We start from the raw sequence: 24,084 nt of genomic DNA, 5'->3' as shown, positions 1-24,084 counted from the left end.
CGCCGGCCCGCGCGCCGGGGGTGGCCGGGCACGGCCCCGGCGAGGGCCTGTGGACCCCGGACGACGACGGCGGCACTCCTCGGTAGAGTGCCGCCGTCGTCGTCCGTGTCGTACCGTGACATGACCACAGCGCCCGCGCAGCACCGCCCCACCCCTACACCGTCGGAAAGCAGGAACGGATGCCACAGGCCCGCAAGCTCGTGATCGTCGAGTCTCCCACCAAGGCTCGCAAGATCCAGGGCTACCTCGGCGACGACTACGTCGTCGAGGCCAGCGTCGGCCACATCCGTGACCTGCCGCAGCCGTCCGACCTGCCGGCGGAGATGAAGAAGGGCCCGTACAAGAAGTTCGCCGTCGACGTCGACAACGGGTTCGACCCGTACTACGAGGTGTACGCGGACAAGAAGGCGAAGGTGCGCGAGCTGAAGGCCGCGCTCAAGGACGCCGACGAGCTCTTCCTCGCGACGGACGAGGACCGCGAGGGCGAGGCCATCGCCTGGCACCTCATCGAGGCGCTCAAGCCCAAGGTGCCGGTGCACCGCATGGTGTTCCACGAGATCACCCGTGAGGCCATCGCGCGCGCCCTGCAGAACACCCGCGAGCTCGACTCCGACCTGGTGGACGCCCAGGAGACCCGCCGCATCCTCGACCGCCTCTACGGCTACGAGGTGTCGCCGGTGCTGTGGCGCAAGGTCCGCCAGGGCCTGTCGGCGGGCCGGGTGCAGTCCGTGGCGACGCGGCTCGTCGTGGAGCGCGAGCGCGACCGCATGGCGTTCGTCACGGCCGACTACTGGGACGTCACCGGGTCGTTCGCGCCCGAGTCGGGCGACGACGCCGGCCAGCTCTTCCGTGCCCGGCTGACCGGGCTCGCCGGCGACCGCGTGGCGGCGGGCCGGGACTTCGACGACCTCGGCCGCCTCAAGGTGCGGACCGGCGTCGTGCACCTCGACGAGGCCGGTGCCCACGCCGTCGTCGCCGGGCTCGACGACGCGTCGTTCGCCGTCCGCTCGCTCGAGACCAAGCCGTACTCCCGCAAGCCCGCCGCGCCGTTCACCACCTCCACGCTGCAGCAGGAGGCGTCGCGCAAGCTGCGGATGGCCTCGCGGCAGACGATGCGCACGGCGCAGGCGCTGTATGAGAACGGCTACATCACCTACATGCGGACCGACTCCCCGGCGCTGTCCGCGGAGGCGACCGACGCGGCACGGCGCCAGGCCGCCGAGCTGTACGGCCCCGAGTACGTGCCGGGTGCGCCGCGGCTGTACGCCTCGAAGAACAAGGGCGCCCAGGAGGCGCACGAGGCGATCCGTCCCGCCGGGGACTCGTTCCGCACCCCGGCGCAGGTCGCCCGCGAGATCTCCGGCGATCAGTTCAAGCTCTACGAGCTCATCTGGAAGCGCACCGTCGCCTCCCAGATGGCCGACGCGAAGGGGTCGACGGCGTCCGTGCGGCTCGCGGCGCGGCTCGGCCAGGGCGCGGGCGAGCGTGCCGGCAGCGACGCGATCTTCTCGGCGTCCGGCACGGTGATCACGTTCCGCGGGTTCCTCGCGGCGTACGAGGAGTCGCGCGACGTCGACGAGGCCGAGGCTGGTGCGGGTGGCGCGGCCGGGGGCTCGGGCGCGACGAAGGAGAGCAGGCTGCCGCGCATGGCCGAGGGCGACGCCCTCGCGAGCACCGAGCTGGCGGCGGAGGGGCACTCGACATCCCCGCCCGCGCGCTACACGGAGGCCTCGCTGGTCAAGGCGTTGGAGGAGCTCGGCATCGGCCGTCCGTCGACCTACGCCGCGACGATCTCGACCGTCCAGGACCGCGGCTACGTGCGCACCAAGGGCCAGGCGATGGTGCCCACGTGGCTGGCGTTCGCCGTCGTGAAGCTCCTCGAGGAGCACTTCGGCCGCCTCATCGACTACGACTTCACGGCCACGATGGAGGCGGACCTCGACGAGATCGCGGCGGGTGAGCGGGAGCGCGTCGCGTGGTTGACCCGGTTCTACTTCGGGGAGGGCGAGGGCGCCGAGACCTGGGGCCTGCGCGACCTGGTGGCGGACCTGGGCGAGATCGACCCGGTGGCCATCAACTCCGTCGAGATCGGCGAGGGCATCCGCGTGCGGGTGGGCCGGTACGGGCCCTATCTGGAGGACCTGCGTGCCGAGCCCGACAAGGAGGGCAAGGCTCCGCGCGCCTCCGTGCCCGAGGACATCGCACCGGACGAGCTGACGGTGGCGAAGGCGCGCGAGCTGCTCGCCGCGGGTGCCGACGACGGCCGCGTGCTCGGCGTCGACCCGGAGTCCGGGAACGAGGTCGTCGCGAAGAACGGGCGCTACGGCCCGTACGTGACCGAGGTGCTCGACCTGCCGGAGATCGACCCGGACCTGTCGGCCGCCGCGAAGAAGAAGGCGAAGGCCGCCCAGCCGAAGCCCCGCACCGGCTCGCTGCTCAAGTCGATGGCGCTGGACACGGTGACCCTCGACGACGCGCTGAAGATCCTGTCGCTGCCGCGGGTGGTCGGCAAGGACCCCGAGTCGGGCGACGAGATCACCGCGCAGAACGGCCGCTACGGCCCGTACCTGAAGAAGGGCACGGACTCGCGCACCATCTCCTCGGAGGAGCAGCTCTTCACGATCACGCTGGACGAGGCGTTGAAGATCTACGCCGAGCCGAAGCGGCGGGGACGGGCTGCTGCGGCGCCTCCCCTGCGCGAGCTGGGCGATGACCCGAACAGCGGCAAGCCCATCGTCGTCAAGGACGGCCGGTTCGGCGCCTACGTGACCGACGGCGAGACGAACCGCACGCTGCCGCGGGACCTCACCCCCGAGTCGATCACGCCGGACCGTGCGATCGAGCTCCTCGCCGACAAGCGGGCGCAGGGCCCGAAGAAGCGCAAGGCACCGGCGAAGAAGGCTCCCGCCAAGAAGCCGGCCGCGAAGAAGGCGCCGGCAAAGAAGGCGGCCGGCAAGTCCTCGTCGACGTAGGCGGTCGCCTGCTCCCGGGTGTCCATGCCGGGGGCAGGCGCGGGCTGCCGGTTCCCCTCGGCGCCGCAGCGGGCGTCCACCCTGCCGCACGAGCTTCCCCGTGCCGCCCCGACAGTTCTTGTTAAACGTTTACGAGTCTTGTGGCGGCCAGCGGGTGGCGGGAGCGTGATCGGCGCGGGGGCAATCTCACGCCGAATCCGACTGCACGAGGGAGTGCTGGATCATGACTCGTTCGAAATCGATTTCTCCATCTCGAGGCCGGCGGGTGCGTCGCAGGTTGGCGGCGCTGGGTGCCGCGGCGACGCTGCTCGCGAGCGGGCTGGTGGCTGGTGCTCCGGCTGCGTCTGCGGTCTCGGAGAACACCGAGGACTTCCACGACGGGTACTTCTACTCGTTCTGGACTGATTCGCCCGGGACGGTGTCGATGGACCTCGGCCCGGGAGGCAACTACTCCACGCAGTGGAGCAACACGGGTAACTTCGTGGCCGGCAAGGGCTGGCAGACCGGGACGGACCGCACGGTGCAGTACTCCGCGGACTTCAACCCGCAGGGCAACTCGTACCTGACGCTGTACGGCTGGACCCGCAACCCGTTGGTGGAGTACTACATCATCGAGAGCTGGGGCACCTACCGGCCCACGGGTCAGTTCAAGGGCACGGTCACCACTGACGGTGGCACCTATGACATCTACACCACCGAGCGGGTCAACCAGCCCTCGATCGACGGGACCGCGACGTTCACGCAGTACTGGAGCGTGCGGCAGAACAAGCGCACCAGCGGCACGATCACCACGGCGAACCACTTCAACGCGTGGGCGCAGGCCGGAATGCCGCTGGGCAATCACTACTACCAGATCATGGCGACCGAGGGGTATCAGTCCTCCGGCTCCTCGAACGTCACGCTGGGGACCAGCGGCGGCAACGACGGCGGCAACGACGGCGGCAACGACGGCGGGAACGACGGTGGCAACGATGGTGGTGACGGGACCTGCTCGGTGTCTGTGACGCGCGCTGACGAGTGGGACGACCGTTTCAACGTCGAGATGGCCGTCAGTGGTGCGAGCGACTGGACCGTCGACATCGGGCTCAACGGTGGTCAGGAGCTGCAGAACAGCTGGAACGCGAACGTGACCGGGTCCACCGGGTCGCTCACGGCGACGCCGAACGGTAACGGGAACACGTTCGGGATCACGCTGTTCAAGAACGGCAACAACTCCACCCCGAGCGCGAGCTGTTCCTCCGGCAGCGGCGGCGACCCGAACGACGGCGGGAACGACGGCGGGAACGACGGCGGGAACGACGGCGGGGGTGACGGGACGTGCTCCGCTTCGGTGTCGGTCCCGAACTCCTGGAACGACGGCTTCCAGGCCGAGGTGACGATCACCGCTGGTTCGGCGCCGGTCAGTGGCTGGGAGGTCACCGTGGACGGGGTGACGGTCAGTCAGGCGTGGAACGGCACGGTGTCGGGGAACATGATCTCGGACGCCGGCTGGAACGGCAGCCTGTCTGCGGGGGCGTCGACGACGATGGGGTTCATCGGTCAGGGTGACCCGGACGCTGTGGCGGTCTCCTGCTCGGCGGCCTGATTCGTCCGTCGTGGCTGGATGTCGGCCCCGGTTCCCTCGTGGAGCCGGGGCCGACGTCGTGCTCGATCAGTCTTCCGGGCGTTCCACCAGGTAGGTGTTCCCGTCGGGTCCGGTGACGCGCTGCAGGGTCCGTCGCAGCTCGGCGTCGCGCGCCTGGTCCTCGGGGCGCGGGGAGACGGCCGGCCCGCGCCGGATCGACGCGGGACCGAAGATCGGCAGGAACGTCTCGGTGAGGCGCATGCCCCAGGTGCGGTCGTCGCCGGGGCGGCGGCTGAAAAGTCCCATCCGTGCTCCTTGGTGCGCCGGTGCCCCGGCCCGATGTTGGTGCACCAAGCGTATCCCCGCCGTACGATGATCGGCATGGATCAGCCTGACGACTCGCTCGCGCTCGAGGCCCAGGTGTGCTTCGCGCTCTCGGCGTCCGCCCGGGCCATGGTGGCCCTGTACAAGCCGATTCTCGAGCCGCTCGGCATCACCCATCCGCAGTACCTCGTGCTGCTCGGGCTCTGGGAGGACGCCGGGGCCGGCCGCACCACGACGGTGACGGGACTGGCAGGTCGCCTCTACCTCGACCCGGGCACGCTGTCGCCGCTGCTCAAACGGCTGGAGCAGCAGGGCCTCCTCGCACGACGCCGCGCCACCACGGACGCCCGGGTGGTCGAGGTGCACCTGACCGAGGCAGGAACCGCGCTGCGCCGGGAGGCGCTCCAGGTACCCCACCGTGTGGTCGAGTCCAGCGGGCTCAGCCTGGACGAGCTCCAGCGGGTCAAGGTGGCCGCGGACGCCGTCATCACGGCCGCGCACGGCACCGCTACGGTGAGCGCATGACCGACACCGCTGCCGCCGTCGACCCGGCCACCTACGCTGCCCGCCTGACCACCGCCGACCTGGCGGGCACCGTCCCGGAGCTGCTCGACGCACCTGCGCTGCGGTGGGGCGTGCTCGGCGCCGGGAACATCGCCGCCTCGTTCTCGGACGGCGTCCGGGACCGCACCGCAGGCTCCATCGTCGCCGTCGGGTCGCGCTCGGCGGACAAGGCGCGGGCCTTCGCCGACGCGCACGCGCCGGGCGCCCGTGCCCACGGCTCGTACGAGGCCCTGGTGGCGGACGAGGAGGTGGACGCCGTCTACGTCGCCACCCCGCACTCGCACCACCTGGAGCACGCGCTGCTGGCGATCGAGGCGGGCAAGCACCTGCTGGTCGAGAAGCCGCTGACGCGTTCGGTGTCCGAGTCCCGCACGCTCCTCGACGCCGCGGAGGCTGCCGGCGTGTTCTGCATGGAGGCGGTGTGGACGCGCTTCCTGCCGCACGTCGCGGCGATCCGCGGCGCGATCGCACGCGGTGAGATCGGCGAGGTGCGCACCGTCATCGCCGAGTTCGACGTGGCCTTCGCGTTCGACCCGTCGCACCGGCTCTTCGCGCCGGAGCTCGCGGGCGGCGCGTTGCTCGACCTCGGGATCTACCCGATCACGTTCGCCCACGACCTGCTCGGAGCGCCGGACACCGTGCTGGCGCACGGCACGCTCGCCGAGACCGGCGTCGACGACCACGTCAGCATGATCCTCGGGTACGACGACGGCGCGCAGGCGATCCTGCACACCTCGTCCGGGGCGTCGGGCGGTGCCGGGGCGCGCATCATCGGTACCCGCGGCCGCATCGAGGTCCCGCACTTCTTCTTCGGCCCGACGGGCTTCGAGGTGGTGCGCGACGACGGCCCCTCCTGGACCTTCACGTCGCCCGACGGCGAGGGCAAGGCGTACGAGGCCGCCGAGGTCGCCCGGTGCCTGGCCGCGGGGCAGACCCAGAGCGCCAGGATGCCCTGGTCGGACACGCTCGAGGTCATGGCCGTCCTCGACGAGGTGCGCGCCGGGCTCGGGGTCGTCTACCCGGGCGAGTGACGCCGTCGTCCGGGGACTCCCAGCGGGTCAGCGCGTCAGGCGCCGCCCGGACACCGTGACCGGTGTGATGCGGACCCAGACGCTCTTGCCGTCGTCGAGGTAGCTGACCAGGCCGGTGGCCTCCGCGGCCGCGACGTCGGTGTGGTGCTCGAGGATCTCGGCGGTGCCCTTGACCACCACGCTCGTGGCGACCTCCGGCGTCCACTCGTCGGACTCGAACGCCACGTGGGCGTTGATCGCGACCTCCGCCAGCTTGCTGCCCGGGTGCGTCACGAAGTACACGACGCGGTCGGCAACCCTGAACGACACGGGGAAGATCTCCGGGTCGCCGGCGACGGCGGTCGCGAGCCGGCCCACCGGTCGGTCGCGCAGGAACTCCCAGCACTCGTCCTCGGTGAGCTTCTCGACGGTCTGTGCGGTCATGCGCGGCCTCCCTGTGACGGTGGTGCTTGCCATCCTGCCACGCGGGCGTCCGCTGTGGGTGGCCGCGGCTAGGGTGGCAGCCGTGAGCACAGCACCCGGGTACTTCGTCTCGTTCGAGGGCGGCGACGGCGCCGGCAAGTCCACGCACGTGCGGCTCCTGGGTGAGTGGCTGGGCGAGGTCACCGGCCGAGAGATCGTGGTGACCCGTGAGCCGGGCGGGACGGAGCTCGGGGCACAGCTCCGGCAGGCCGTCCTGCACGGCGAGGACCTCGACCCCCGGACCGAGGCGCTGCTGTACGCCGCCGACCGCGCCCACCACGTCGCCACCGTCGTCCGGCCAGCTCTCGCGCGCGGCGCCGTCGTGGTCACCGACCGCTACCTCGACTCGTCGGTGGCCTACCAGGCCGGTGGCCGGGAGCTGTCCGAGAGCGAGGTGGAGAACCTCTCGCTCTGGGCCACCGAGGGCCTGCTGCCCGACGTCACGGTGCTGCTCGACCTGGACCCGGTCGAGGCCGCCGGCCGGCTCACCGGGTCGCCGGACCGGCTCGAGCGCGCCGGCAGCGCGTTCCACCACCGCACGCGCGACGCGTTCCTGCGGCGCGCCTCGGCAGACCCGGCCCGATGGCTCGTCGTCGACGCCGCCGCCTCGCCCGAGGACGTCCAGGGGCAGATCCGGGTCGACGTCGCGGTGCGCCTCGGCCTGCCGCCGGAGGTTCCGTCGTGACGGCCACGAGCGGGACCGTGTGGGACGACGTCGTCGGGCAGCCGGACGCGGTGCGCGTGCTGCAGCGGGCGGCGTCCGACCCCGCGGCGATGACCCACGCCTGGCTGGTCACCGGCCCGCCCGGCTCCGGCCGCTCCGTGGCGGCGCGAGCCTTCGCCGCGGCCCTGCAGTGCACCGGCAGCACGGACGGCACCCCCGGCTGCGGCCGGTGCCAGGCGTGCACCACCACGCTCGCCGGCACGCACCCCGACCTCACCGTGGTCGCGACGGAGAAGGTGGTCATCACCATCGACGAGGTGCGCGACCTCATCACGGCGGCCGCACGGACACCGTCGGTCGGGCGCTACCGGGTCATCGTCGTGGAGGACGCCGACCGCATGGCCGAGCGCACCACCAACGTGCTGCTGAAGTCCGTCGAGGAACCGCCGTCGCACACCGTGTGGGTGCTCTGCGCCCCCAGCGTGCAGGACGTGCTGCCCACCATCCGGTCCCGCTGCCGGGCCGTGGCGCTGCGGGTGCCGCCGCCGCCGGACGTGGCCGATCTGCTGGTGCGCCGCGACGGAGCCGACCCGGACCTGGCGCTGGACGCCGCGCGGGCGGCGCAGTCGCACGTGGGGCTGGCTCGCCGGCTCGCGCGGGACCCGGAGGCGCGCTCGCGGCGCACGGCCGTCCTGGAGGTCGCGCGGCGGATCCGAGGCGTCCCGGACGCCGTGCTCGCGGCGTCCGAGCTCGTCGAGGTCGCCAAGGCCGAGGCTGCCGCGGCCACCGTCGAGCGGGACGCGACCGAGAAGGCCGAGCTGATGCGGGCGCTCGGCGTGGGCGAGGGCGACACCCTCCCGCCCAAGCTGCGCTCGCAGCTCAAGCAGCTCGAGGACGACCAGAAGCGCCGGGCCACGCGTCGCCAGCGGGACGTGCTCGACCGGGCCATGGTCGATCTGCTCTCGCTCTACCGGGACGTCCTCGTGGTTCAGCTCGGCGCCGACGTCGATCTCGTGAACGCCGCGCACGCCGACGTCGTGCGCTCCTTGGCGCGCGACGCCACGCCCGAGCAGACGGTGCGCCGGATGGACGCCATCGGCACGGCCCGCGAACGCCTCGAGGGCAACGTCGCGCCGCTGTTGGCGCTCGAGGCGATGGCGATCGCGCTGCGCCCGCAGGGCTGACCAGAAGCCCAGGACCACGCCGCGCGTCAAGAGGGGGCTTGCGTTTTCACCCGCTTTGCTCTGTGATCGTCCGTGGCGTGCCACCCGGGCATTCCGACGACGATGAGGATGATGATGCGGATCCTGCTGCTGGTCTCGGCGTTCAACGGCCTGACGCAGCGCGTCTGGTGCGCGCTGAAGGACCAAGGCCACGACGTCGGGGTGGAGATCGCGCCGGCCTTCGACTCGCCGGAGGCGCTGACGGCCGCCGTGGCGGACGCCGACCCCGACCTGATCCTGTGCCCGTTCCTCAAGCACCGCGTGCCGCGGGACGTGTGGGACCGGTGGACCACCGTCGTCGTCCACCCCGGGCCGGTGGGGGACCGCGGGCCGTCCTCGCTGGACCACGCCATCCTCACGCGGCAGGAGCGCTGGGGCGTCACGGCGCTGTCCACCGTCGAGGAGATGGACGCCGGACCCGTCTGGGCGACGTCGAACTTCACGCTGCCCGACGCGCCCGTCGCGAAGAGCGCCCTCTACAACGGCCCCGTCGCGGACGCCGCCATGGCGTGCGTCGCCGAGGTGGTGCGCATGGTCGCCGCGGGCGAGCAGCCGGTCCCCGCCGACGAGATGCCGCGCGAGGTGCCCGGGACCGGTGAGCTGCCGCTCCTGCGGCGGCCCGCGTTCGAGGTCGACTGGTCGCTGCCCGTCGAGGAGCTGGCACGCCGCATCGCGGCCGCCGACGGCGCCCCGGGCGCCCCGGCACAGGTCGACGGCGCACGCTTCTGCCTGTTCGACGCCGTCGCCACCCTCGACGTGCTGGACCCGCAGGCCGAGCCGGGCGCCGTCGTCGGCCACGACGTCGACGCCGTGGCGCTCGCCGCCACCGGGGGCACGCTGTGGGTCGGCTACGCGGCCACCCTGGCCGAGCGGCGCGGCACCAAGCTGCCGGCGCGCATGGTCCTGGACCCCGCCGGCACGTCGCCGCGGCACGCCGGCCCGTCCGAGCTGGCCGAGACGCACTACGAGCGCGACGGCGACGTCGGCCTCCTGACGATCCGCTCCTACAACGGCGCGATGCACACCGACCAGTGCCACCGGCTCGCCGCCGCCGTCGGCGACGCGCTCGCCGAGGACACGAGGGTGCTCGTGCTGCGTGGCACGGAGAGCCTGTTCTCCAACGGCATCCACCTCGGCGTCATCGAGGCCTCCGACGACCCGGCCGCCGAGGCCTGGGCCAACATCCAGGCCATCGACGACCTGTGCGAGGCCGTGGCCCGTGCGGAGCAGCTCACCGTGGCCGCCTTCACCGCCAGCGCGGGCGCGGGCGGCGTGATGGCCGGGCTGTGCGCCGACGTCGTCCTCTCGCGCGACGGGGTCGTGCTCAACCCGTTCTACGACATGGGGATCTACGGCTCCGAGCTGCACACGTGGACCGTCGCAGCGCGCGTCGGGCCCGAGGTCGCGGACATGCTCCTCACGGGCCGGCTGCCCGTCTCCGCCGTCCGGGCGGCCGAGCTCGGGCTGATCGACGCCGTCGGTCCGCGCAACACCGGCGAGTTCGACGCGTGGCTCGCCAAGCGTGTCGCCGAGCTCGCGGGCTCCGCGGAGCTGGCCGCCGCGACCGAGGCGGCGGGCCGCCGGGCACCGGACCGCCCGCTGTCCTACCACCGGACCATCGAGCTGGCCGAGATGGCCCGCGACATCTTCGACGACCGCCACGGGTTCGCCGCCCGCCGGCGGGACTTCCTGCGCAAGTCGGCGGCACCGGAGACTCCCGAGCGGCTCCGGTTCGCGCTGGCAGGAGGCGCGCGCGAGGAGTTTCGGTGAATGGTCGCCGGACGCCCGGCCCTGGCCGGTAGGTTGGCCCCGTGATCTTCACCCACCGCCGCCCGAGCCCGCCGCCCGCCCGCTCGAACGGCCGGCGGGCCGTCGGCGTGACCGCCGTCGTCGCCGCGCTGCTCGTGGTCGCCGGATGCACGGCGGACGCCCCGGCGAAGGACCAGACCCCGGCCGACCAGGCGCCGACCGCCTCCGGGAGCGGGGCGCCCGAGGGCTTCGAGAAGCACTACTCCCAGGACATCGTCTGGACGGAGTGCCGCACCGAGTTCGAGTGCGCCACCGTCTCCGCGCCGCTGTCCTGGAGCGACCCGGACGCCGGCGAGATCGAGCTGTCGATCATGCGCACCCGCGCCACCGGGGACAAGATCGGCTCGCTCCTGATCAACCCGGGCGGACCGGGCGGGTCCGGCGTCGACTACCTCGAGGCCGCGGCGGGAACCTTCGGGGACCGGCTGCTCGAGGCGTACGACGTCGTCGGCTTCGACCCGCGGGGCGTGCGGGACTCGACGGAGGTCGAGTGCTACGACGACGCGGAGAAGGACCGGTACCTCAGCGAGGACTTCGACCGCTCGACGGACGAGGGTCTGGCGGCCGCGCGCGAGTCGAGCGCCGCCTGGGCCGAGGCCTGCGCGGAGAACACCGGGGAGCTGCTCGGCAACGTCGACACCCAGAGCGCCGCCAAGGACATGGACATGCTCCGTGCCGCCCTCGGTGACGACCAGCTCCACTACCTCGGCGCGTCGTACGGGACGAGCCTCGGGGCGACGTACGCGGGACTGTTCCCGGAGCGGACCGGCCGGCTCGTGCTGGACGGCGCCATCGACCCGCGCATCGACTCGGCCGAGATGTCGGCCGGGCAGGCCGTCGGGTTCGAGAACGCCCTGCGCGCCTACGTCGCCGACTGCCAGGGCGGCTCCGGGTGCCCGCTGACCGGCTCCGTCGACGACGGCATGCAGCAGGTGCGGGACGTCCTCGACCAGGCGCTCGACCGGCCGTACCCCACGGACAGCGACCGCGAGGTGACGCAGACGCTCGCGTTCTACGGCGTGGCCGTCACGCTGTACGACGAGCAGAACTGGTCGCTGCTCACGCAGGCGCTCGAGGAGGCCATCGACCAGCGCACCGGCACGATGCTGCTGTTCCTCGCCGACTTCTACAACGACCGGAACGCCGACGGGTCCTTCTCCACCAACTCGACCGAGGCGTTCACGGCGGTCAACTGCCTGGACGGTCGCAGCGACCCGGACGTCGAGGCCATGCGGGCCGAGGCGGCCGAGATCGAGGCGGCGGCCCCCACCGTGGGGACGTTCTTCAGCTATGGCGGGATCACCTGCGCCGACTGGCCCTACCCCGTGGCGGAGCAGGAGTACGACGTCGCCGCCCCGGACGCCGCACCGATCGTCGTGGTCGGCACCACCAACGACCCCGCGACGCCGTACGTCTGGGCGGAGGGCATGGCGGAGGCGCTGGACACCTCCGTGCTCGTCACCTACGAGGGCGAGGGGCACACCGCGTACGGGCGCTCCAACAGCTGCATCGACAACGCGCTGGAGGACTACCTCGTGGACGGCACGGTCCCCGAGGACGGCCTCACCTGCTGAGGTACTGGGTCGCTCGCCGGGGTAGTACCGGCTTGGCCGGGGTAGGAGGTCCGGCGCCGGGTGTGAGCCACGTGACGCCGTCGGCCCGGGCGATACTTTTGGAGTCGCGGCCAGGCGTCGGGTAGTCTGGGCGCGCCCGCTGAACGAGGCCCCGCCTCGCACGTCGTCGGGCGCGCCGCCTTAGCTCAGTCGGTAGAGCGGTTCACTCGTAATGAACAGGTCATCAGTTCGATTCTGATAGGCGGCTCAGCGCGCGGAAGGCCCCGGAACCAGACGGTTCCGGGGCCTTCGTCGTTCCTGGCGAACGGTGCGGACGGCGGGGCGCCGACTCAGCCGCGCGGCTGCGAGCTGGTCTGCTGGAACCGGTCCGGCGGGCTCGGCTCGGCCGCCGTCTGCGGCGAGGCCTTGCTCCCGTGCCGTGTCTCGCCCTGCGGGGGTGCCGCGTCCGGGTCGCCGCCCGAGGGGGTGGCGCCCTGACGCACCTCGTCGAGGCGCTGCTCGAGCACGGTCGGCCCGCATCCTCGCGTCGGACGCCGCGCTCGGTGAAGGATCACGCGCCGGGCGGGTGCTCGCTCTCCGGAACGGGTGCGGCCGGCTGCGCGGCCGGCTGCGCGGCCGGCGCTCCGGGAGCCGCCGGCGCTCCGGGTGCAGACCGCGCTCCAGGTGCGGGCCGCGCCCGGAACTGTCCGGTGGCCGCCAGGACGGCGATCAGCACGACCGGCACGATCCACCCGCTCCAGCCCAGGATCGTCGCTCGCGTGGTGTCCACGGTGGTGCCGGCCGCGCCGAGGACGAGGTGCATGCCCGCGGCGGCGTTGAGCGCGCCGTGCGCGAGCGCGGGCGCCCACACGGTGCCGCTGCGCAGGCGCAGCCACGAGAAGATCGCCCCGACGACGGTGCACGATCCCACCATCGTGACGAGCGCGAGCCAGGGCGAGGCGTTCGGGTAGTTGTACCCGAGGAGCACCAGCGGGGCGTGCCACAGCCCCCAGACCACCCCGGAGACGACGACGGCGGTCGCCACGTGCGTCCGGCATGCCAGGTGGGGGAGCAGCCAGCCCCGCCAGCCCAGCTCCTCGCCGAGCGCGGGGACGAGGTTGACCACCGCGCCGATCATGACGTTCACCAGCTGCAGGGCGACGAGCACCTGGATCGGGACGTCCACCTGGCCCGCCACGCCGACGGCGGCGAGCTGGCCGTCCACCACCTCCTGGAACCCGGAGAACGTCTCCAGGTCCATCTCGTAGAGCCCGAGGGCGGAGGCGACCGGCAGGGCGGCCAGGACGAGGAGGACGGGCACCAGGAACGCCAGCGCCAGCCACCCGAGGAACCGTCCCCACGGGCGTACCGGAGCCAGGCCGAGCGACCGGGCGAGAGGTCGGCGCTCCACGCACCGCACCACGACGAGCGCGGCGATCGCCGGCGCGAGCATCATGGTGATCGCCACCACTCCCAGCAGCGGGCTGTCCAGGCCGTCCCCGAGCCACAGCGGCAGCGCCGCCAGCCATGACAGGCCGAACGAGATCACGAGGTAGGTGGTCAGCGCGCGCACGCGGACACCGTAGCGGAGCGGCGCGCCGGTAGGCTCGGGCCCATGGCTTGGAGCTTCGGTCGGCGGCGTCCCACCACGTATCTGCTCGGCGAGGCGGTCGACCCGTACCCTGCCCAGGCGCCCGAGTCGCGGCGCGGCCGGGTCCGGCGGATCACGGAGATCGGTGAGCCTGTCCTGCACACGCCGGCTCGTGCCGTGGAGAAGTTCTCGACCCCGGAGCTGGCCCGCCTGGTGGACGACATGTTCGCGACGATGGAGGTCGCGCAGGGCGTCGGGCTGGCGGCCCCGCAGGTCGGCGTGGACCTGCGGGTCTTCGTCTACGACGTGACGGACGAGCGCGGCGACCGCCACGTGGGTCACGTGGTGAACCCGCTGCTCGAGATCGACACCTCGGCCGAGCTCGTCACGGAGGAGGAGGGCTGCCTCTCCGTGCCGGGTGCGTACGTGCCGCTGGCGCGCCGGTCCAGGGCGTCCGTCCGGGGCGTGGACCAGCACGGCGGCCCGGTCCAGCTCGAGGCCACCGGGTTCCTGGCGAGGTGCTTCGTGCACGAGTCCCAGCACCTCGACGGCACGCTCTACTGGGACCACCTGTCGGCGGAGGACCAGCGCGACGCCCTGCGGCAGCGGGACGAGGAGCGGGCGGAGGTCCTGGCGACGCGTCGCGAGATCGCGATCGAGCTGGACAAGACGCCGGCCGACTATCCCGCGGAGCCCGCGGGCGGACGCTGAGCCCTTCCGCGACGGGCGCCGTCAGTCGCCGCGTGCGCGGAGCCGCCAGACGACGACGCCGCCGGCGGTGAGCCCGGCCGCGGCGAGCCCGAGCCCGGTGACTGCCCACAGCTCGCCGTCGTTCACCGCCGGGTCCGCGGCCTCGTTCCGCTCGTCGACGGCGGGCAGCTCGCCGCTGAAGCTGCGGCCCAGCGCCTCGAACTGCTCGGCACCCATCGCCGCGCCGGTCGCCACGGCGGACGGAGACGGGCTCGGCTCGTCCGACGGGCTCGGCGTCGGGGTGGCACTCGGTGTCGGTTCCGGGGTGGGCGAGGCGCTGGGGGTCGACGACGGCGCCTCGGCCGACGGTTCCGCCGTCGGGCTGGGGGAGGGGTCGGCGGGCTCGCTGGGTGCTGGCGTCGGGGACGGCTCGTCCGGCGGGGCGGCCTCTGCGGCCGCGGGCTCGGTGCACTGTGGGTTGCGGTGGGACTCGTACCACTCGCCGACGCCGGGGACGTGGACGTAGGCGACGCAGTAGCCCTCGGGCATCTCGTCCGCCGCGGACGCGAAGGTCACGTAGCCGCGTCGGCCGCCGTCGAGCGACTCCGTGAGCCAGGCGTAGTCCCAGCCCTCGAGGCTGCGGATCGAGTAGCCGACGTGCCGGTCCCGGTCCCGGTGGTCGAGCTCCTTGCCGTCGAAGGCGACGCCGTCCGTGGTCACGTCGAGGTCGTCTGCCGTCGCTGGCAGCGGTGCCGCGAGGGCGAGGCCGGCGCCGAGGGCACCGACGAGCACGGCACGGACCGCAAGGCTGGCGACGCGCACGCGTGACCTTCCGACGCTGGGTGCCGGGGCTCCGGCGGGGGCGAACCACATCGTAGGGGACGCGCCCGTCCGGCCGGGACGCCTGGTCAGAACCCGGTGAGCCAGTCGGCGACGGCTTCCGCGACGGCGTCGTCCTGGTTCCGCACGTCGTGGGCGCCCGGCAGGGTGACCCGGGTGACGAGCCCCGGGATGGCGCCGGTGTGGGCGGCGAGCTCGGCGGGGCTGCCGAAGGGGTCCCGGTCGCCGGAGACGAACAGCACGGGGACGTCGAGGTCGCCGAAGTGGTCGACCCGCAGCTTCTCGGGCTTGCCGGGCGGGTGGAGGGGGTAGCTGAGGAGCACCAGCCCGGCGGACCGCAGCCCGTCGGCCACCGCCATCGAGCACATGCGCCCTCCGTAGGAGCGTCCGCCGAGCAGGATCTGGTCCGTGCCGACGTCGAGCTCCGTCGCGAAGCTCTCCGCCTCGGCCCGCAGGTGGGCGATCGCCACGGGCGGGCGGTCGGGCATCCGTCTGCCGGCGAGGCGGTACGGGAAGTCGACCCGCCGGACGGGCAGCGGGAGCCGCGTCGACCCTTCCGGAGGTGCTGCGAGCCGGTCGGCGACGGCGCGCAGGGTGTGGTGGTCGCGGCCGGCCCCGGCTCCGGGGGTCAGGAGGAGCCCGGCCGGGCGGGGGTGCTGCGTGGTCGACATGGACCCCAGTCTCGCGCACCAGGTACCGTGGCGTTCTACATCGTTGTATAAGACTGAACGAGGACATCCATGACGGACCAGGTCGCCACCAACCCGATCGTGCTCCAGCGCGCCGACCCGCACGTGCTGCGCCACGACGGGCAGTACTACTTCACCGGCTCGTACCCGGCGTACGACCGGGTCGTGCTGCGCCGGGCCGGCCGGCTCGAGGACCTCCAGGAGGCCCCCGAGGTCACCATCTGGACCCGCCACGAGTCCGGCCCGCAGTCCCACCTGATCTGGGCTCCCGAGATCCACCGGGTCGACGGCGCCTGGTACGTCTACTACGCCGCCGCGCCCGACGACCACGGCACCGCGGACGCCCCCGGTGCCGACGAGACCTTCAACCACCGGGTGTTCGTCCTGGAGTGCACGGCCGACGACCCCCTGACCGGCGGGTGGGTCGACCGCGGCCAGGTGGACACCGGCTGGGAGAGCTTCGCACTCGACGCGACGACGTTCGTCCACGGCGGCGACCAGTACCTCGTCTGGGCCCAGCAGGACCTCGCCGTCCGGGGCCACTCCAACCTCTACATCGCCCGGATGGCGAACCCGTGGACGCTCGCCACGGCGGCCGTGGAGCTCACCCGGCCGGAGCACGACTGGGAGACCAAGGGCTTCTGGGTCAACGAAGGGCCCTCGGTGCTCGTCCGCGACGGACGGGTCCTGCTGACCTACTCGGGTGCGGCGACCGGCGTCGACTACGCCATGGGCCTGCTGACCGCCGACGCGGACGCCGACCTCCTCGACCCGGCGTCGTGGACCAAGAGCGCGGAGCCGGTCTTCGTCTCGGACCCGGCAGCAGGTCAGTTCGGCCCGGGGCACAACTCGTTCACGCAGACGCCCGACGGCGAGACCGTCCTCGTCTACCACGCGCGCACGTACACGGAGATCGTCGGGGACCCGCTGTGGGACCCCAACCGGCACGCGTGCGCCCAGGTGCTGCCCTTCGACGCGGCCGGCAACCCGCTCTGGGGCGCTCCGGTGGCGGGCGCGCGCCCGGTGCCGACGTCGACCGAGGTGCTCGCCCCGGACGGAACCGGGGGCCGGAGCGCCGGCGACCTCACCCCCGCAGGACGGTGACCGGGCAGCCGGCGAAGTCCAGCACCTGACGGCTCGTGGAACCGAGCAGCAGGCGGTCGAAGCCGCCCAGACCGCGAGCGCCGACCACCAGCCGGTCCGCGCCCTGGGAGGCCTCGATGAGGACCTTCGCGGCCTGCCCGTGCACCACCCGAGGGCGCAGGCGGCCCGCCGGCAGGTCGACCTCGGCCGCGGAGATCGCTGCGTCGAGGCACTCCCGCGCGAAGTTCTCGTAGTCGTCGATCGGCGGCGCCCAGCCCCACGAGCCGGGCAGCGGCGCGAGCGTCGTGATCTGCCAGGCGAACACGGGTTCCAGCAGGGCCCCGGAGTGCGCCGCGACCTCCGCGGCGTGCCGCAGCGCGGCGACGGACGGGGTGGACGTGTCCACACCCACCACCACGCGCGGGCCGTCCGACGGCGGAGGGACGTCGAGCGGATCGCCGGTCGGCCGGTCGATGTGGCGCACCACCGTGACGGGTACCTTCGCGTTCTCCACGACGGTCGTGGAGACGGAACCGAGCACGCGGCGCCCGATCCGGCCACGCCGTCGTCGGCCGAGCACGAGCATCTGTGCGTCGGCGCTCGCGGTGAGCAACGCGTCGGGGACCGGGCCGGGGAGCACGGCGTACTCGGCGTCGAACGGTTCGTGCCGCTCCCGCGCGCGGTCCAGGATGGCCGCCGTCTCGGCCCGCACCTCCTCCAGGACGCCGGTGAGCCGGGCCTCGTCCACGGCCGGGGCGACCCGGACGACGGTGAGCGGGTGGCCGCTCGACGAGGCCTCCCTGACCGCCCAGTCCAGCGCCTCGTCGGCCTCGACGGTTCCGTTGACGCCCACGAGGATGCCTTCCATGCGGCCAGCCTAGTGGTGCCGGGTCAGCGCCGCCCGGGCGGGTGCAGCAGGGAACGGATCGGCCGGGTGACGACCTCGACCCGGTCGACCAGGTCCGCGGGGCCCGTCACGACGAGGCCGCGCCCGCGCAGCGCGACGTGCACGGCCGCGACGTCCCGGACTCGGACCCGGGTGGCCGGCCGGGCCGTGCCGTCCACGGTGAGCTCCGAGGACTCCAGCGGGACGCCGTCCACCTCCGCCACGATCGACTGCATCGCGCTGCGGTAGTCCGCGAAGTCGTCGGCGAAGTCCGAGGTGCCGCGCGGCGTCTGCGTCGTGTCGGGTTCGACGGGGGAGGCGATGTCGGCGTGCAGCGGGGCGACCAGCGCGCCGCTCGCCGCCGCACGGACCACGTCCTCCACCGCGTCGGCCGCCACCGGTGTCCGCAGCGTCTCCACCTCGAAGGACTCCCGCGCGAAGGTGCGGTACGACCGGACGAACCGGTCCGACGTCGGGTCCGTCTCGTCGTCGTACCCTGTCAGCGCCTCGTCCTCCAGGTCGAGGCCCCACGTCAACGGGTCCACGACCTCGCCGACCACTCCCGAGAAGCGCGCCATGCGGGCGTCCACCGGATGATCCGGGCCGGGCCGGGCCCCTCTCGGCCGACTGTTCCTGCCCTGCCCCGCCTCGTGCCCGACGTCGTCCATGGTGGCCCTCCCCGTGTGCGGCGACCTGTTCCGACCACCATTGCTCCGGGGGCGGCGTCTCGGCAACGGGGCGCGCCGTCACGCCCCTGGCGAACACGGGCATCTGGAGGGGGGTCGGCGTGTTGGGAGCGAATAGAGTCGTAGCGGTCAGGCTGTCGCCGTCGATCCGACGGGGCCAGGAAAACGCCGCTCGTGAGGGAGCAGCACATGTTCGAGAGATTCACGGATCGAGCCCGTCGGGTGGTCGTCCTCGCTCAGGAAGAAGCGAGGATGCTCAACCACAACTACATCGGCACGGAGCACATCCTCCTCGGTCTCATCCACGAGGGTGAGGGCGTCGCCGCCAAGGCGCTGGAGTCGCTGGGCATCTCGCTCGACGGCGTGCGCGCGCAGGTGACCGAGATCATCGGTGAGGGCCAGCAGGCGCCGAGCGGGCACATCCCGTTCACTCCGCGTGCCAAGAAGGTGCTGGAGCTGTCGCTGCGCGAGGCGCTGCAGCTCGGCCACAACTACATCGGCACGGAGCACATCCTGCTCGGTCTCATCCGCGAGGGTGAGGGCGTGGCAGCACAGGTGCTCACCAAGATGGGTGCCGACCTGAACAAGGTGCGCCAGCAGGTCATCCAGCTGCTGAGCGGCTACCAGGGCAAGGAGCCCGTCGCCGCCGGCGGTCCGCAGGAAGGGCAGCCCTCCGGGTCCGCCGTCCTGGACCAGTTCGGCCGCAACCTGACGCAGGCCGCACGCGAGGGCAAGCTGGACCCGGTCATCGGGCGCAAGCCCGAGGTCGAGCGGGTCATGCAGGTGCTGTCGCGCCGCACCAAGAACAACCCCGTCCTCATCGGCGAGCCCGGCGTCGGCAAGACGGCCGTCGTCGAAGGGCTGGCGCAGGACATCGTGCGCGGCGACGTGCCCGAGACGCTCAAGGACAAGCAGCTCTACACGCTGGACCTGGGCGCCCTCGTGGCCGGCTCGCGCTACCGCGGTGACTTCGAGGAGCGCCTGAAGAAGGTGCTCAAGGAGATCCGCACGCGCGGCGACATCATCCTGTTCATCGACGAGATCCACACGCTCGTCGGTGCCGGCGCTGCTGAAGGAGCGATCGACGCGGCCAGCATCCTCAAGCCGATGCTGGCCCGCGGCGAGCTCCAGACGATCGGTGCCACGACGCTCGACGAGTACCGCAAGCACGTCGAGAAGGACCCGGCGCTGGAGCGTCGCTTCCAGCCCATCCAGGTCAACGAGCCCTCGATGGAGCACGCGATCGAGATCCTCAAGGGCCTGCGCGACCGTTACGAGGCGCACCACCGCGTGTCCATCACGGACGCCGCGCTCGTCTCGGCCGCCCAGCTGGCCGACCGGTACATCAACGACCGGTACCTGCCGGACAAGGCGATCGACCTCATCGACGAGGCGGGCGCGCGCCTGCGCATCCGCCGGATGACGGCCCCGCCGGAGCTCAAGGAGCTCGACGAGCAGATCGCGGAGGCTCGTCGCGACAAGGAGTCGGCGATCGACGACCAGGACTTCGAGAAGGCCGCGGGCCTGCGTGACACCGAGAAGCAGCTCACGCAGCAGCGCGCCGAGAAGGAGAAGGCCTGGAAGTCGGGCGACCTGGACACCGTCGCCGAGGTGGACGAGGAGCTCGTCGCCGAGGTGCTGGCGATGTCGACCGGCATCCCGGTCGTCAAGCTCACCGAGGAGGAGTCGAGCAAGCTCCTGCACATGGAGGACGAGCTGCACAAGCGGGTCGTCGGCCAGGACGTCGCGATCAAGGCGCTGTCCCAGGCGATCCGTCGCACGCGCGCCGGCCTGAAGGACCCGAAGCGTCCCGGTGGCTCGTTCATCTTCGCGGGGCCCACCGGCGTCGGGAAGACCGAGCTCGCCAAGGCGCTCGCCGAGTTCCTGTTCGGCGACGACGACGCGCTCATCCAGCTCGACATGTCGGAGTTCTCGGAGAAGCACACGGTCTCGCGGCTGTTCGGCTCGCCCCCCGGGTACGTCGGCTACGACGAGGGTGGCCAGCTCACCGAGAAGGTGCGCCGCCGTCCGTTCTCCGTGGTCCTGTTCGACGAGGTGGAGAAGGCCCACGCGGACATCTTCAACTCGCTGCTGCAGGTGCTCGAGGACGGTCGCCTCACCGACTCCCAGGGTCGCGTGGTCGACTTCAAGAACACCGTCATCATCATGACGACGAACCTCGGCACGCGGGACATCGCCAAGGGCGTCCAGACCGGCTTCAACGCCGGCGGCGACCTGGTGACCGACTACCAGCGGATGCGGGCGAAGGTCAACGAGGAGCTCAAGCAGCACTTCCGGCCCGAGTTCCTCAACCGTGTCGACGACACGATCGTGTTCCCGCAGCTCTCCGAGCAGGAGATCATCGAGATCGTCGACCTCGAGGTCGCCAAGCTCGACAAGCGCCTGCGCGACAAGGACATGGCCATCGAGCTCACCCCGGCGGCCAAGAAACTGCTGGCGGAGAAGGGCTACGACCCGGTCCTCGGCGCCCGGCCGCTCAAGCGGGCCATCCAGCGGGAGATCGAGGACGCGCTGTCCGAGAAGATCCTGTTCGGCGAGCTCAAGGCCGGCGAGATGGTCCTGGTCGACGGCGAGGGCGAGGGGATCCTCGGGGAGTTCACCTTCCGCGGGGTGCCCAAGTCCGAGCACGACCGCGGACCCGTCTCGGTCGGTGCCGCGGCCGCTCTGGACGCACCGACCGGTGTCTCCGTCTCCGACCTGCCGCCCACCGGGCAGATGCAGGCCGGCGCTGAGTAGCACGGCCGCGTCAGCTGCCTGACGACGCCAGGCCCCGGACCCTCCTCACAGGGTCCGGGGCCTTCGTCGTGCCTGCGGGCTCGCCGCGGGGCGCCGGCGGCGGCCGGCTCAGCGCAGCCGAGCCAAGATCTCCCGTGCCAGTGCCGCGACGTCGTGGACCTGCCCGACGGCGCCGGCCGCCTCGAGCTCGCCGGGTGCGGCGTAGCCCCAGGTCACCCCGAGGCAGTCGATGCCGTGCGCGGCGGAGCCGTGCACGTCGTGCTCGCGGTCGCCGACCATCAGCACCGGGCCGTCCTCGGGCGCGGCCGGGGAGTGTCGTCCGAGCGTGGCGAGCGCCTTCGCGATCACGTCGGCCTTGGTCGACGTCGCCTCGTCGAGCGGCGCGCCGAAGACGCCGTCGACCAGCTCGGTGAGGCCGAACCGGTCGCAGATGGGTCGCGCGTACACCTCGGGCTTGCTCGTGGCCACGGCGAGCATGACCCCGGCCGCGCGCAGCTCGCGCAGGGCCGCGGCGACGCCGTCGAACACCGAGTTGTCGAACATGCCCCCGGCGGAGTACGCGGCCCGGTAGGCGACGATCGCCTCGCCGACGCGCTCGCGGGGCACGCCGTGGACGGGGAAGGAGTCCGGGATCGGCGGGCCGACGAACGAGCGCAACGCGGCGGCGTCGGGCACCGGCAGCCCGAGCGTGCGGTAGGCGTGCGCCACCGACGCCGTGATGCCCGGCGCGGAGTCCATGAGCGTGCCGTCGAGGTCCAGCAGGACGAGAGGTGTGGTCACGGCGCCAGGCTACGTGCCGCGCTCAGATCGACCGGGCATGCTGCACGAGCCGGTCGAACGCCGCGTCGAGCACGGCCTCGGGCGCCTGCGCCTCCGGGTGCGCGTCGTACCAGGCGATCTGCTCGTGGGCGGCCTGGTCGTAGGTGATGGTGGTGGCGAACTCGGGCACGAGCGCCTGCAGCTTGGCGCAGTCGAACAGCATCGAGTGGGCCTTGTCACCGAGCAGCCCGTCGCCGACGTCGGGCAGGACGCGCGCGATCGCCTCGGACGGCACGTGCACGATCTCCGGGTCGGGGACCCCGGCGGCGGCGCCCAGCCACGTGTAGACCTGGTCCCAGGTGGGGGCGTGCGTGCCCATGATCTGGAACGTGTCGCCCACGGCGTGCGGGTGGCCGAGCAGGCCGACGAACCCGACGGCGAAGTCGTCCGTGTGCGTCAGCGTCCACAACGACGTGCCGTCGCCGTGCACGACGACCGGCCTGCCGGCCCGCATCCGGGCGACGTCGGTCCAGGCGCCGAGCGTGGGCAGCAGCGTGCGGTCGTAGGTGTGGCTGGGGCGCACGATCGTGGCAGGGAAGGCATCGTCGCGGTAGGCGCGGACCAGGAGGTCCTCCCCGGCGATCTTGTCGCGGGAGTACTGCCAGTACGGGTTGCGCAGCGGCGTGGACTCGGTCACCGGCAGCCGGGACGGCGGCGTCTGGTATGCCGACGCGCTGGAGATGAACACGTACTGGCCGGTGCGCCCCGTGAACCGCTCGATGTCGCGGGCCACGTGGTCGGGGGAGAAGGCGCGGAACTGGGCGACGACGTCGAAGTCGCGGCCCGCTATCGCGGCGTCGACCGCGTCGTCGTCGGTGATGTCCGCGACGAGCGTCTCGACCTCGGGCGGCAGCGGGCGGGTGGTGGACCGGCCGCGGTTGAGGACTGTGACGCGGTGGCCCTGGGCCACGGCGCGAGCGACGGACGCGGCACTGATGATGCCGGAGCCGCCGATGAAGAGCAGGTCGAGCGGGTTGCGAGGGCGCGTGGAGGTCATGGCAGCCATGGTGCCCGACGGGCGCCGGTCAGGACCGCTGCCCGACGGGCGCCGGTCAGGACCGCTGCCCGACGGGCGCCGGTCAGGACCGCCTTGATGCTGCCGCGATGCTCAGGCCGACCGGCAGGTGCTCAGCGAACGTCTCGGTGAGGGCGCCGATCCGCGCGTCGCGGGCCGCGCCGGTCATGCGTTCGGCGGGTGCGGTGATGGACACGGCGGCGAGCGGCCGGCCCGCCCGGAGCACGGCGACGGCGGCGCAGGCGATGCCCGGCTCGTTCTCCTCGGTCTCGGTGGCGTACCCGAGGCGGCGGGCGGCCGAGACGGCGTTGCGGAGCCGGTCCGCCGTCGTGTCCGTGTCGGCGTAGCGGGCGAGCTCGTCGTCGTCGAACGGCCCGGCGGCCAGGAGCGCGCGGCCCAGCGCCGTCGTCGCGGCCGGGCGGCGGCGTCCGACGGCTGACCAGACGCGCACCGCCCGCTGCGGCTCGACCTTCTCCAGGTAGACGACCTCGCGACCGGCGAGGACGCCGAGGTGGACGAGCTCGTCGACGTCGGCGCTCAGGGCGTCGAGCGCGGGGCGCAGGAGGGCCGGCAGGTTCTCCTCGGCGAGGAACGTGCTGCCGAGCGCGAGGACGGCGGGGCCGAGGCGATAGGTGCCGTCCTCGGCCTGCTCGGCGTAGCCGCGGTGGCGCAGCGCAGCGAGGGTGCGGTGCAGGGTGGACTTGTTGGCGCCGACCTCCGCAGCGAGGTCGGCGAGGGAGGTGCCGTCGGCGCCGGCGCGGCCGAGGGCGTCGAGGGTGAGCAGGGCCTTGTCGACGCTGCCGAGCGGGCTGGGTTCCATGGGACCGTCCTGCTAGGGTGCATTCCGTAGTGAACAACAGGC

At 72.7% G+C, this 24,084-nt stretch carries 22 protein-coding genes and 1 tRNA gene; 12 read left to right on the top strand and 11 right to left on the bottom strand.

The window, feature by feature from the left end:
- Positions 1 to 179 precede the first annotated feature (179 nt).
- Together topA and ACH5HR_RS04870 are read left to right on the top strand one after the other, a co-directional pair.
- Positions 180 to 2,972, top strand: a complete 2,793-nt coding sequence (gene topA / locus ACH5HR_RS04875; protein WP_416476560.1) for a type I DNA topoisomerase — start codon at positions 180 to 182, stop codon at positions 2,970 to 2,972.
- A 265-nt stretch (positions 2,973 to 3,237) separates the two neighbouring features.
- A complete protein-coding gene (locus tag ACH5HR_RS04870; protein WP_416476558.1) occupies positions 3,238 to 4,557 on the top strand; it encodes a glycoside hydrolase family 11 protein in 1,320 nt (439 codons plus the stop codon).
- A gap of 66 nt (positions 4,558 to 4,623) precedes the next feature.
- On the opposite strand, the gene ACH5HR_RS04865 is transcribed toward ACH5HR_RS04870, so the two are convergent.
- The gene (locus ACH5HR_RS04865; protein ID WP_402373810.1) at positions 4,624 to 4,842 is read right to left on the bottom strand and encodes a hypothetical protein; all 219 of its coding nucleotides are present in this window, start codon (positions 4,840 to 4,842) and stop codon (positions 4,624 to 4,626) included.
- Positions 4,843 to 4,917: 75 nt separating this feature from the next.
- Between ACH5HR_RS04865 and ACH5HR_RS04860 the strand changes: the two genes are divergently transcribed.
- Positions 4,918 to 5,385 carry a MarR family winged helix-turn-helix transcriptional regulator gene (locus tag ACH5HR_RS04860; RefSeq protein ID WP_416476556.1) on the top strand — a complete coding sequence of 156 codons (468 nt, stop codon included), beginning with the start codon at positions 4,918 to 4,920 and terminating at the stop codon, positions 5,383 to 5,385.
- Entirely contained in the window at positions 5,382 to 6,455 is a 1,074-nt protein-coding gene (locus ACH5HR_RS04855; protein WP_416476554.1) for a Gfo/Idh/MocA family protein, read from the top strand. The genes ACH5HR_RS04860 and ACH5HR_RS04855 overlap by 4 nt, the downstream gene beginning before the upstream one ends.
- Before the next feature lie 27 nt (positions 6,456 to 6,482).
- On the opposite strand, the gene ACH5HR_RS04850 is transcribed toward ACH5HR_RS04855, so the two are convergent.
- Positions 6,483 to 6,878, bottom strand: coding sequence for a pyridoxamine 5'-phosphate oxidase family protein (locus ACH5HR_RS04850; RefSeq protein ID WP_402373818.1), 396 nt, complete (start codon positions 6,876 to 6,878; stop codon positions 6,483 to 6,485).
- 82 nt (positions 6,879 to 6,960) lie between these two features.
- On the opposite strand from ACH5HR_RS04850, the gene tmk reads away from it, so the two are divergent.
- The 5 genes from tmk to ACH5HR_RS04825 all read left to right on the top strand — a co-directional run bounded on the left by tmk (position 6,961) and on the right by ACH5HR_RS04825 (position 12,434).
- The gene (gene tmk, locus ACH5HR_RS04845; protein ID WP_402373821.1) at positions 6,961 to 7,602 is read left to right on the top strand and encodes a dTMP kinase; all 642 of its coding nucleotides are present in this window, start codon (positions 6,961 to 6,963) and stop codon (positions 7,600 to 7,602) included.
- On the top strand, positions 7,599 to 8,765 hold the full coding sequence (locus ACH5HR_RS04840; protein ID WP_416476552.1) for a DNA polymerase III subunit delta': 1,167 nt from the start codon (positions 7,599 to 7,601) through the stop codon (positions 8,763 to 8,765). The genes tmk and ACH5HR_RS04840 overlap by 4 nt, the downstream gene beginning before the upstream one ends.
- Before the next feature lie 111 nt (positions 8,766 to 8,876).
- A complete protein-coding gene (locus ACH5HR_RS04835; protein ID WP_416476550.1) occupies positions 8,877 to 10,574 on the top strand; it encodes an enoyl-CoA hydratase-related protein in 1,698 nt (565 codons plus the stop codon).
- 41 nt (positions 10,575 to 10,615) lie between these two features.
- Complete coding sequence (locus ACH5HR_RS04830) at positions 10,616 to 12,187, top strand: alpha/beta hydrolase (protein ID WP_402373826.1); 1,572 nt, start codon at positions 10,616 to 10,618, stop codon at positions 12,185 to 12,187.
- Positions 12,188 to 12,361: 174 nt separating this feature from the next.
- Positions 12,362 to 12,434 (top strand) — tRNA-Thr (locus ACH5HR_RS04825).
- A gap of 82 nt (positions 12,435 to 12,516) precedes the next feature.
- Here ACH5HR_RS04825 and ACH5HR_RS04820 read toward each other — a convergent pair.
- Together ACH5HR_RS04820 and ACH5HR_RS04815 are read right to left on the bottom strand one after the other, a co-directional pair.
- Complete coding sequence (locus ACH5HR_RS04820) at positions 12,517 to 12,693, bottom strand: hypothetical protein (protein ID WP_416476547.1); 177 nt, start codon at positions 12,691 to 12,693, stop codon at positions 12,517 to 12,519.
- A gap of 44 nt (positions 12,694 to 12,737) precedes the next feature.
- Complete coding sequence (locus ACH5HR_RS04815; protein WP_416476545.1) at positions 12,738 to 13,739, bottom strand: CPBP family intramembrane glutamic endopeptidase; 1,002 nt, start codon at positions 13,737 to 13,739, stop codon at positions 12,738 to 12,740.
- A gap of 42 nt (positions 13,740 to 13,781) precedes the next feature.
- On the opposite strand from ACH5HR_RS04815, the gene def reads away from it, so the two are divergent.
- Positions 13,782 to 14,468 carry a peptide deformylase gene (def, locus tag ACH5HR_RS04810; RefSeq protein WP_416476543.1) on the top strand — a complete coding sequence of 229 codons (687 nt, stop codon included), beginning with the start codon at positions 13,782 to 13,784 and terminating at the stop codon, positions 14,466 to 14,468.
- 21 nt (positions 14,469 to 14,489) lie between these two features.
- Here def and ACH5HR_RS04805 read toward each other — a convergent pair whose 3' ends face one another.
- A complete protein-coding gene (locus ACH5HR_RS04805) occupies positions 14,490 to 15,269 on the bottom strand; it encodes an RAD23 family protein (RefSeq protein WP_416476541.1) in 780 nt (259 codons plus the stop codon).
- 86 nt (positions 15,270 to 15,355) lie between these two features.
- Positions 15,356 to 15,958: an alpha/beta hydrolase family protein gene (locus ACH5HR_RS04800; RefSeq protein WP_416476539.1), complete on the bottom strand. Its 603-nt coding sequence runs from the start codon at positions 15,956 to 15,958 to the stop codon at positions 15,356 to 15,358.
- 69 nt (positions 15,959 to 16,027) lie between these two features.
- Here ACH5HR_RS04800 and ACH5HR_RS04795 point away from each other — a divergent pair, with 69 nt between their 5' ends.
- Positions 16,028 to 17,080, top strand: a complete 1,053-nt coding sequence (locus ACH5HR_RS04795) for a glycoside hydrolase family 43 protein (RefSeq protein ID WP_416476537.1) — start codon at positions 16,028 to 16,030, stop codon at positions 17,078 to 17,080.
- On the opposite strand, the gene ACH5HR_RS04790 is transcribed toward ACH5HR_RS04795, so the two are convergent.
- Positions 17,061 to 17,927 carry a universal stress protein gene (locus ACH5HR_RS04790; protein ID WP_416476535.1) on the bottom strand — a complete coding sequence of 289 codons (867 nt, stop codon included), beginning with the start codon at positions 17,925 to 17,927 and terminating at the stop codon, positions 17,061 to 17,063. The genes ACH5HR_RS04795 and ACH5HR_RS04790 overlap by 20 nt on opposite strands.
- 23 nt (positions 17,928 to 17,950) lie before the next feature.
- Positions 17,951 to 18,535: a hypothetical protein gene (locus tag ACH5HR_RS04785; RefSeq protein ID WP_416476534.1), complete on the bottom strand. Its 585-nt coding sequence runs from the start codon at positions 18,533 to 18,535 to the stop codon at positions 17,951 to 17,953.
- Positions 18,536 to 18,820: 285 nt separating this feature from the next.
- Here ACH5HR_RS04785 and ACH5HR_RS04780 point away from each other — a divergent pair, with 285 nt between their 5' ends.
- On the top strand, positions 18,821 to 21,388 hold the full coding sequence (locus ACH5HR_RS04780; RefSeq protein ID WP_416476532.1) for an ATP-dependent Clp protease ATP-binding subunit: 2,568 nt from the start codon (positions 18,821 to 18,823) through the stop codon (positions 21,386 to 21,388).
- A gap of 108 nt (positions 21,389 to 21,496) precedes the next feature.
- Here the strand turns inward: ACH5HR_RS04780 and ACH5HR_RS04775 are convergent, their stop codons facing one another.
- From ACH5HR_RS04775 to ACH5HR_RS04765, 3 genes are all read right to left on the bottom strand, one after another.
- Positions 21,497 to 22,168 carry an HAD hydrolase-like protein gene (locus ACH5HR_RS04775; protein WP_416476531.1) on the bottom strand — a complete coding sequence of 224 codons (672 nt, stop codon included), beginning with the start codon at positions 22,166 to 22,168 and terminating at the stop codon, positions 21,497 to 21,499.
- Positions 22,169 to 22,190: 22 nt separating this feature from the next.
- Entirely contained in the window at positions 22,191 to 23,204 is a 1,014-nt protein-coding gene (locus tag ACH5HR_RS04770) for an NAD-dependent epimerase/dehydratase family protein (RefSeq protein WP_416476530.1), read from the bottom strand.
- 82 nt (positions 23,205 to 23,286) lie between these two features.
- On the bottom strand, positions 23,287 to 24,042 hold the full coding sequence (locus tag ACH5HR_RS04765) for an IclR family transcriptional regulator (RefSeq protein WP_416476528.1): 756 nt from the start codon (positions 24,040 to 24,042) through the stop codon (positions 23,287 to 23,289).
- Positions 24,043 to 24,084 lie beyond the last annotated feature (42 nt).

The sequence above is a fragment of the Isoptericola maris genome, assembly GCF_048065335.1.
Lineage (GTDB): Bacteria > Actinomycetota > Actinomycetes > Actinomycetales > Cellulomonadaceae > Isoptericola > Isoptericola rhizosphaerae.
Note: the sequence above shows the minus strand (reverse complement) of the source record. Positions and strands in the feature narration are given on the sequence as shown.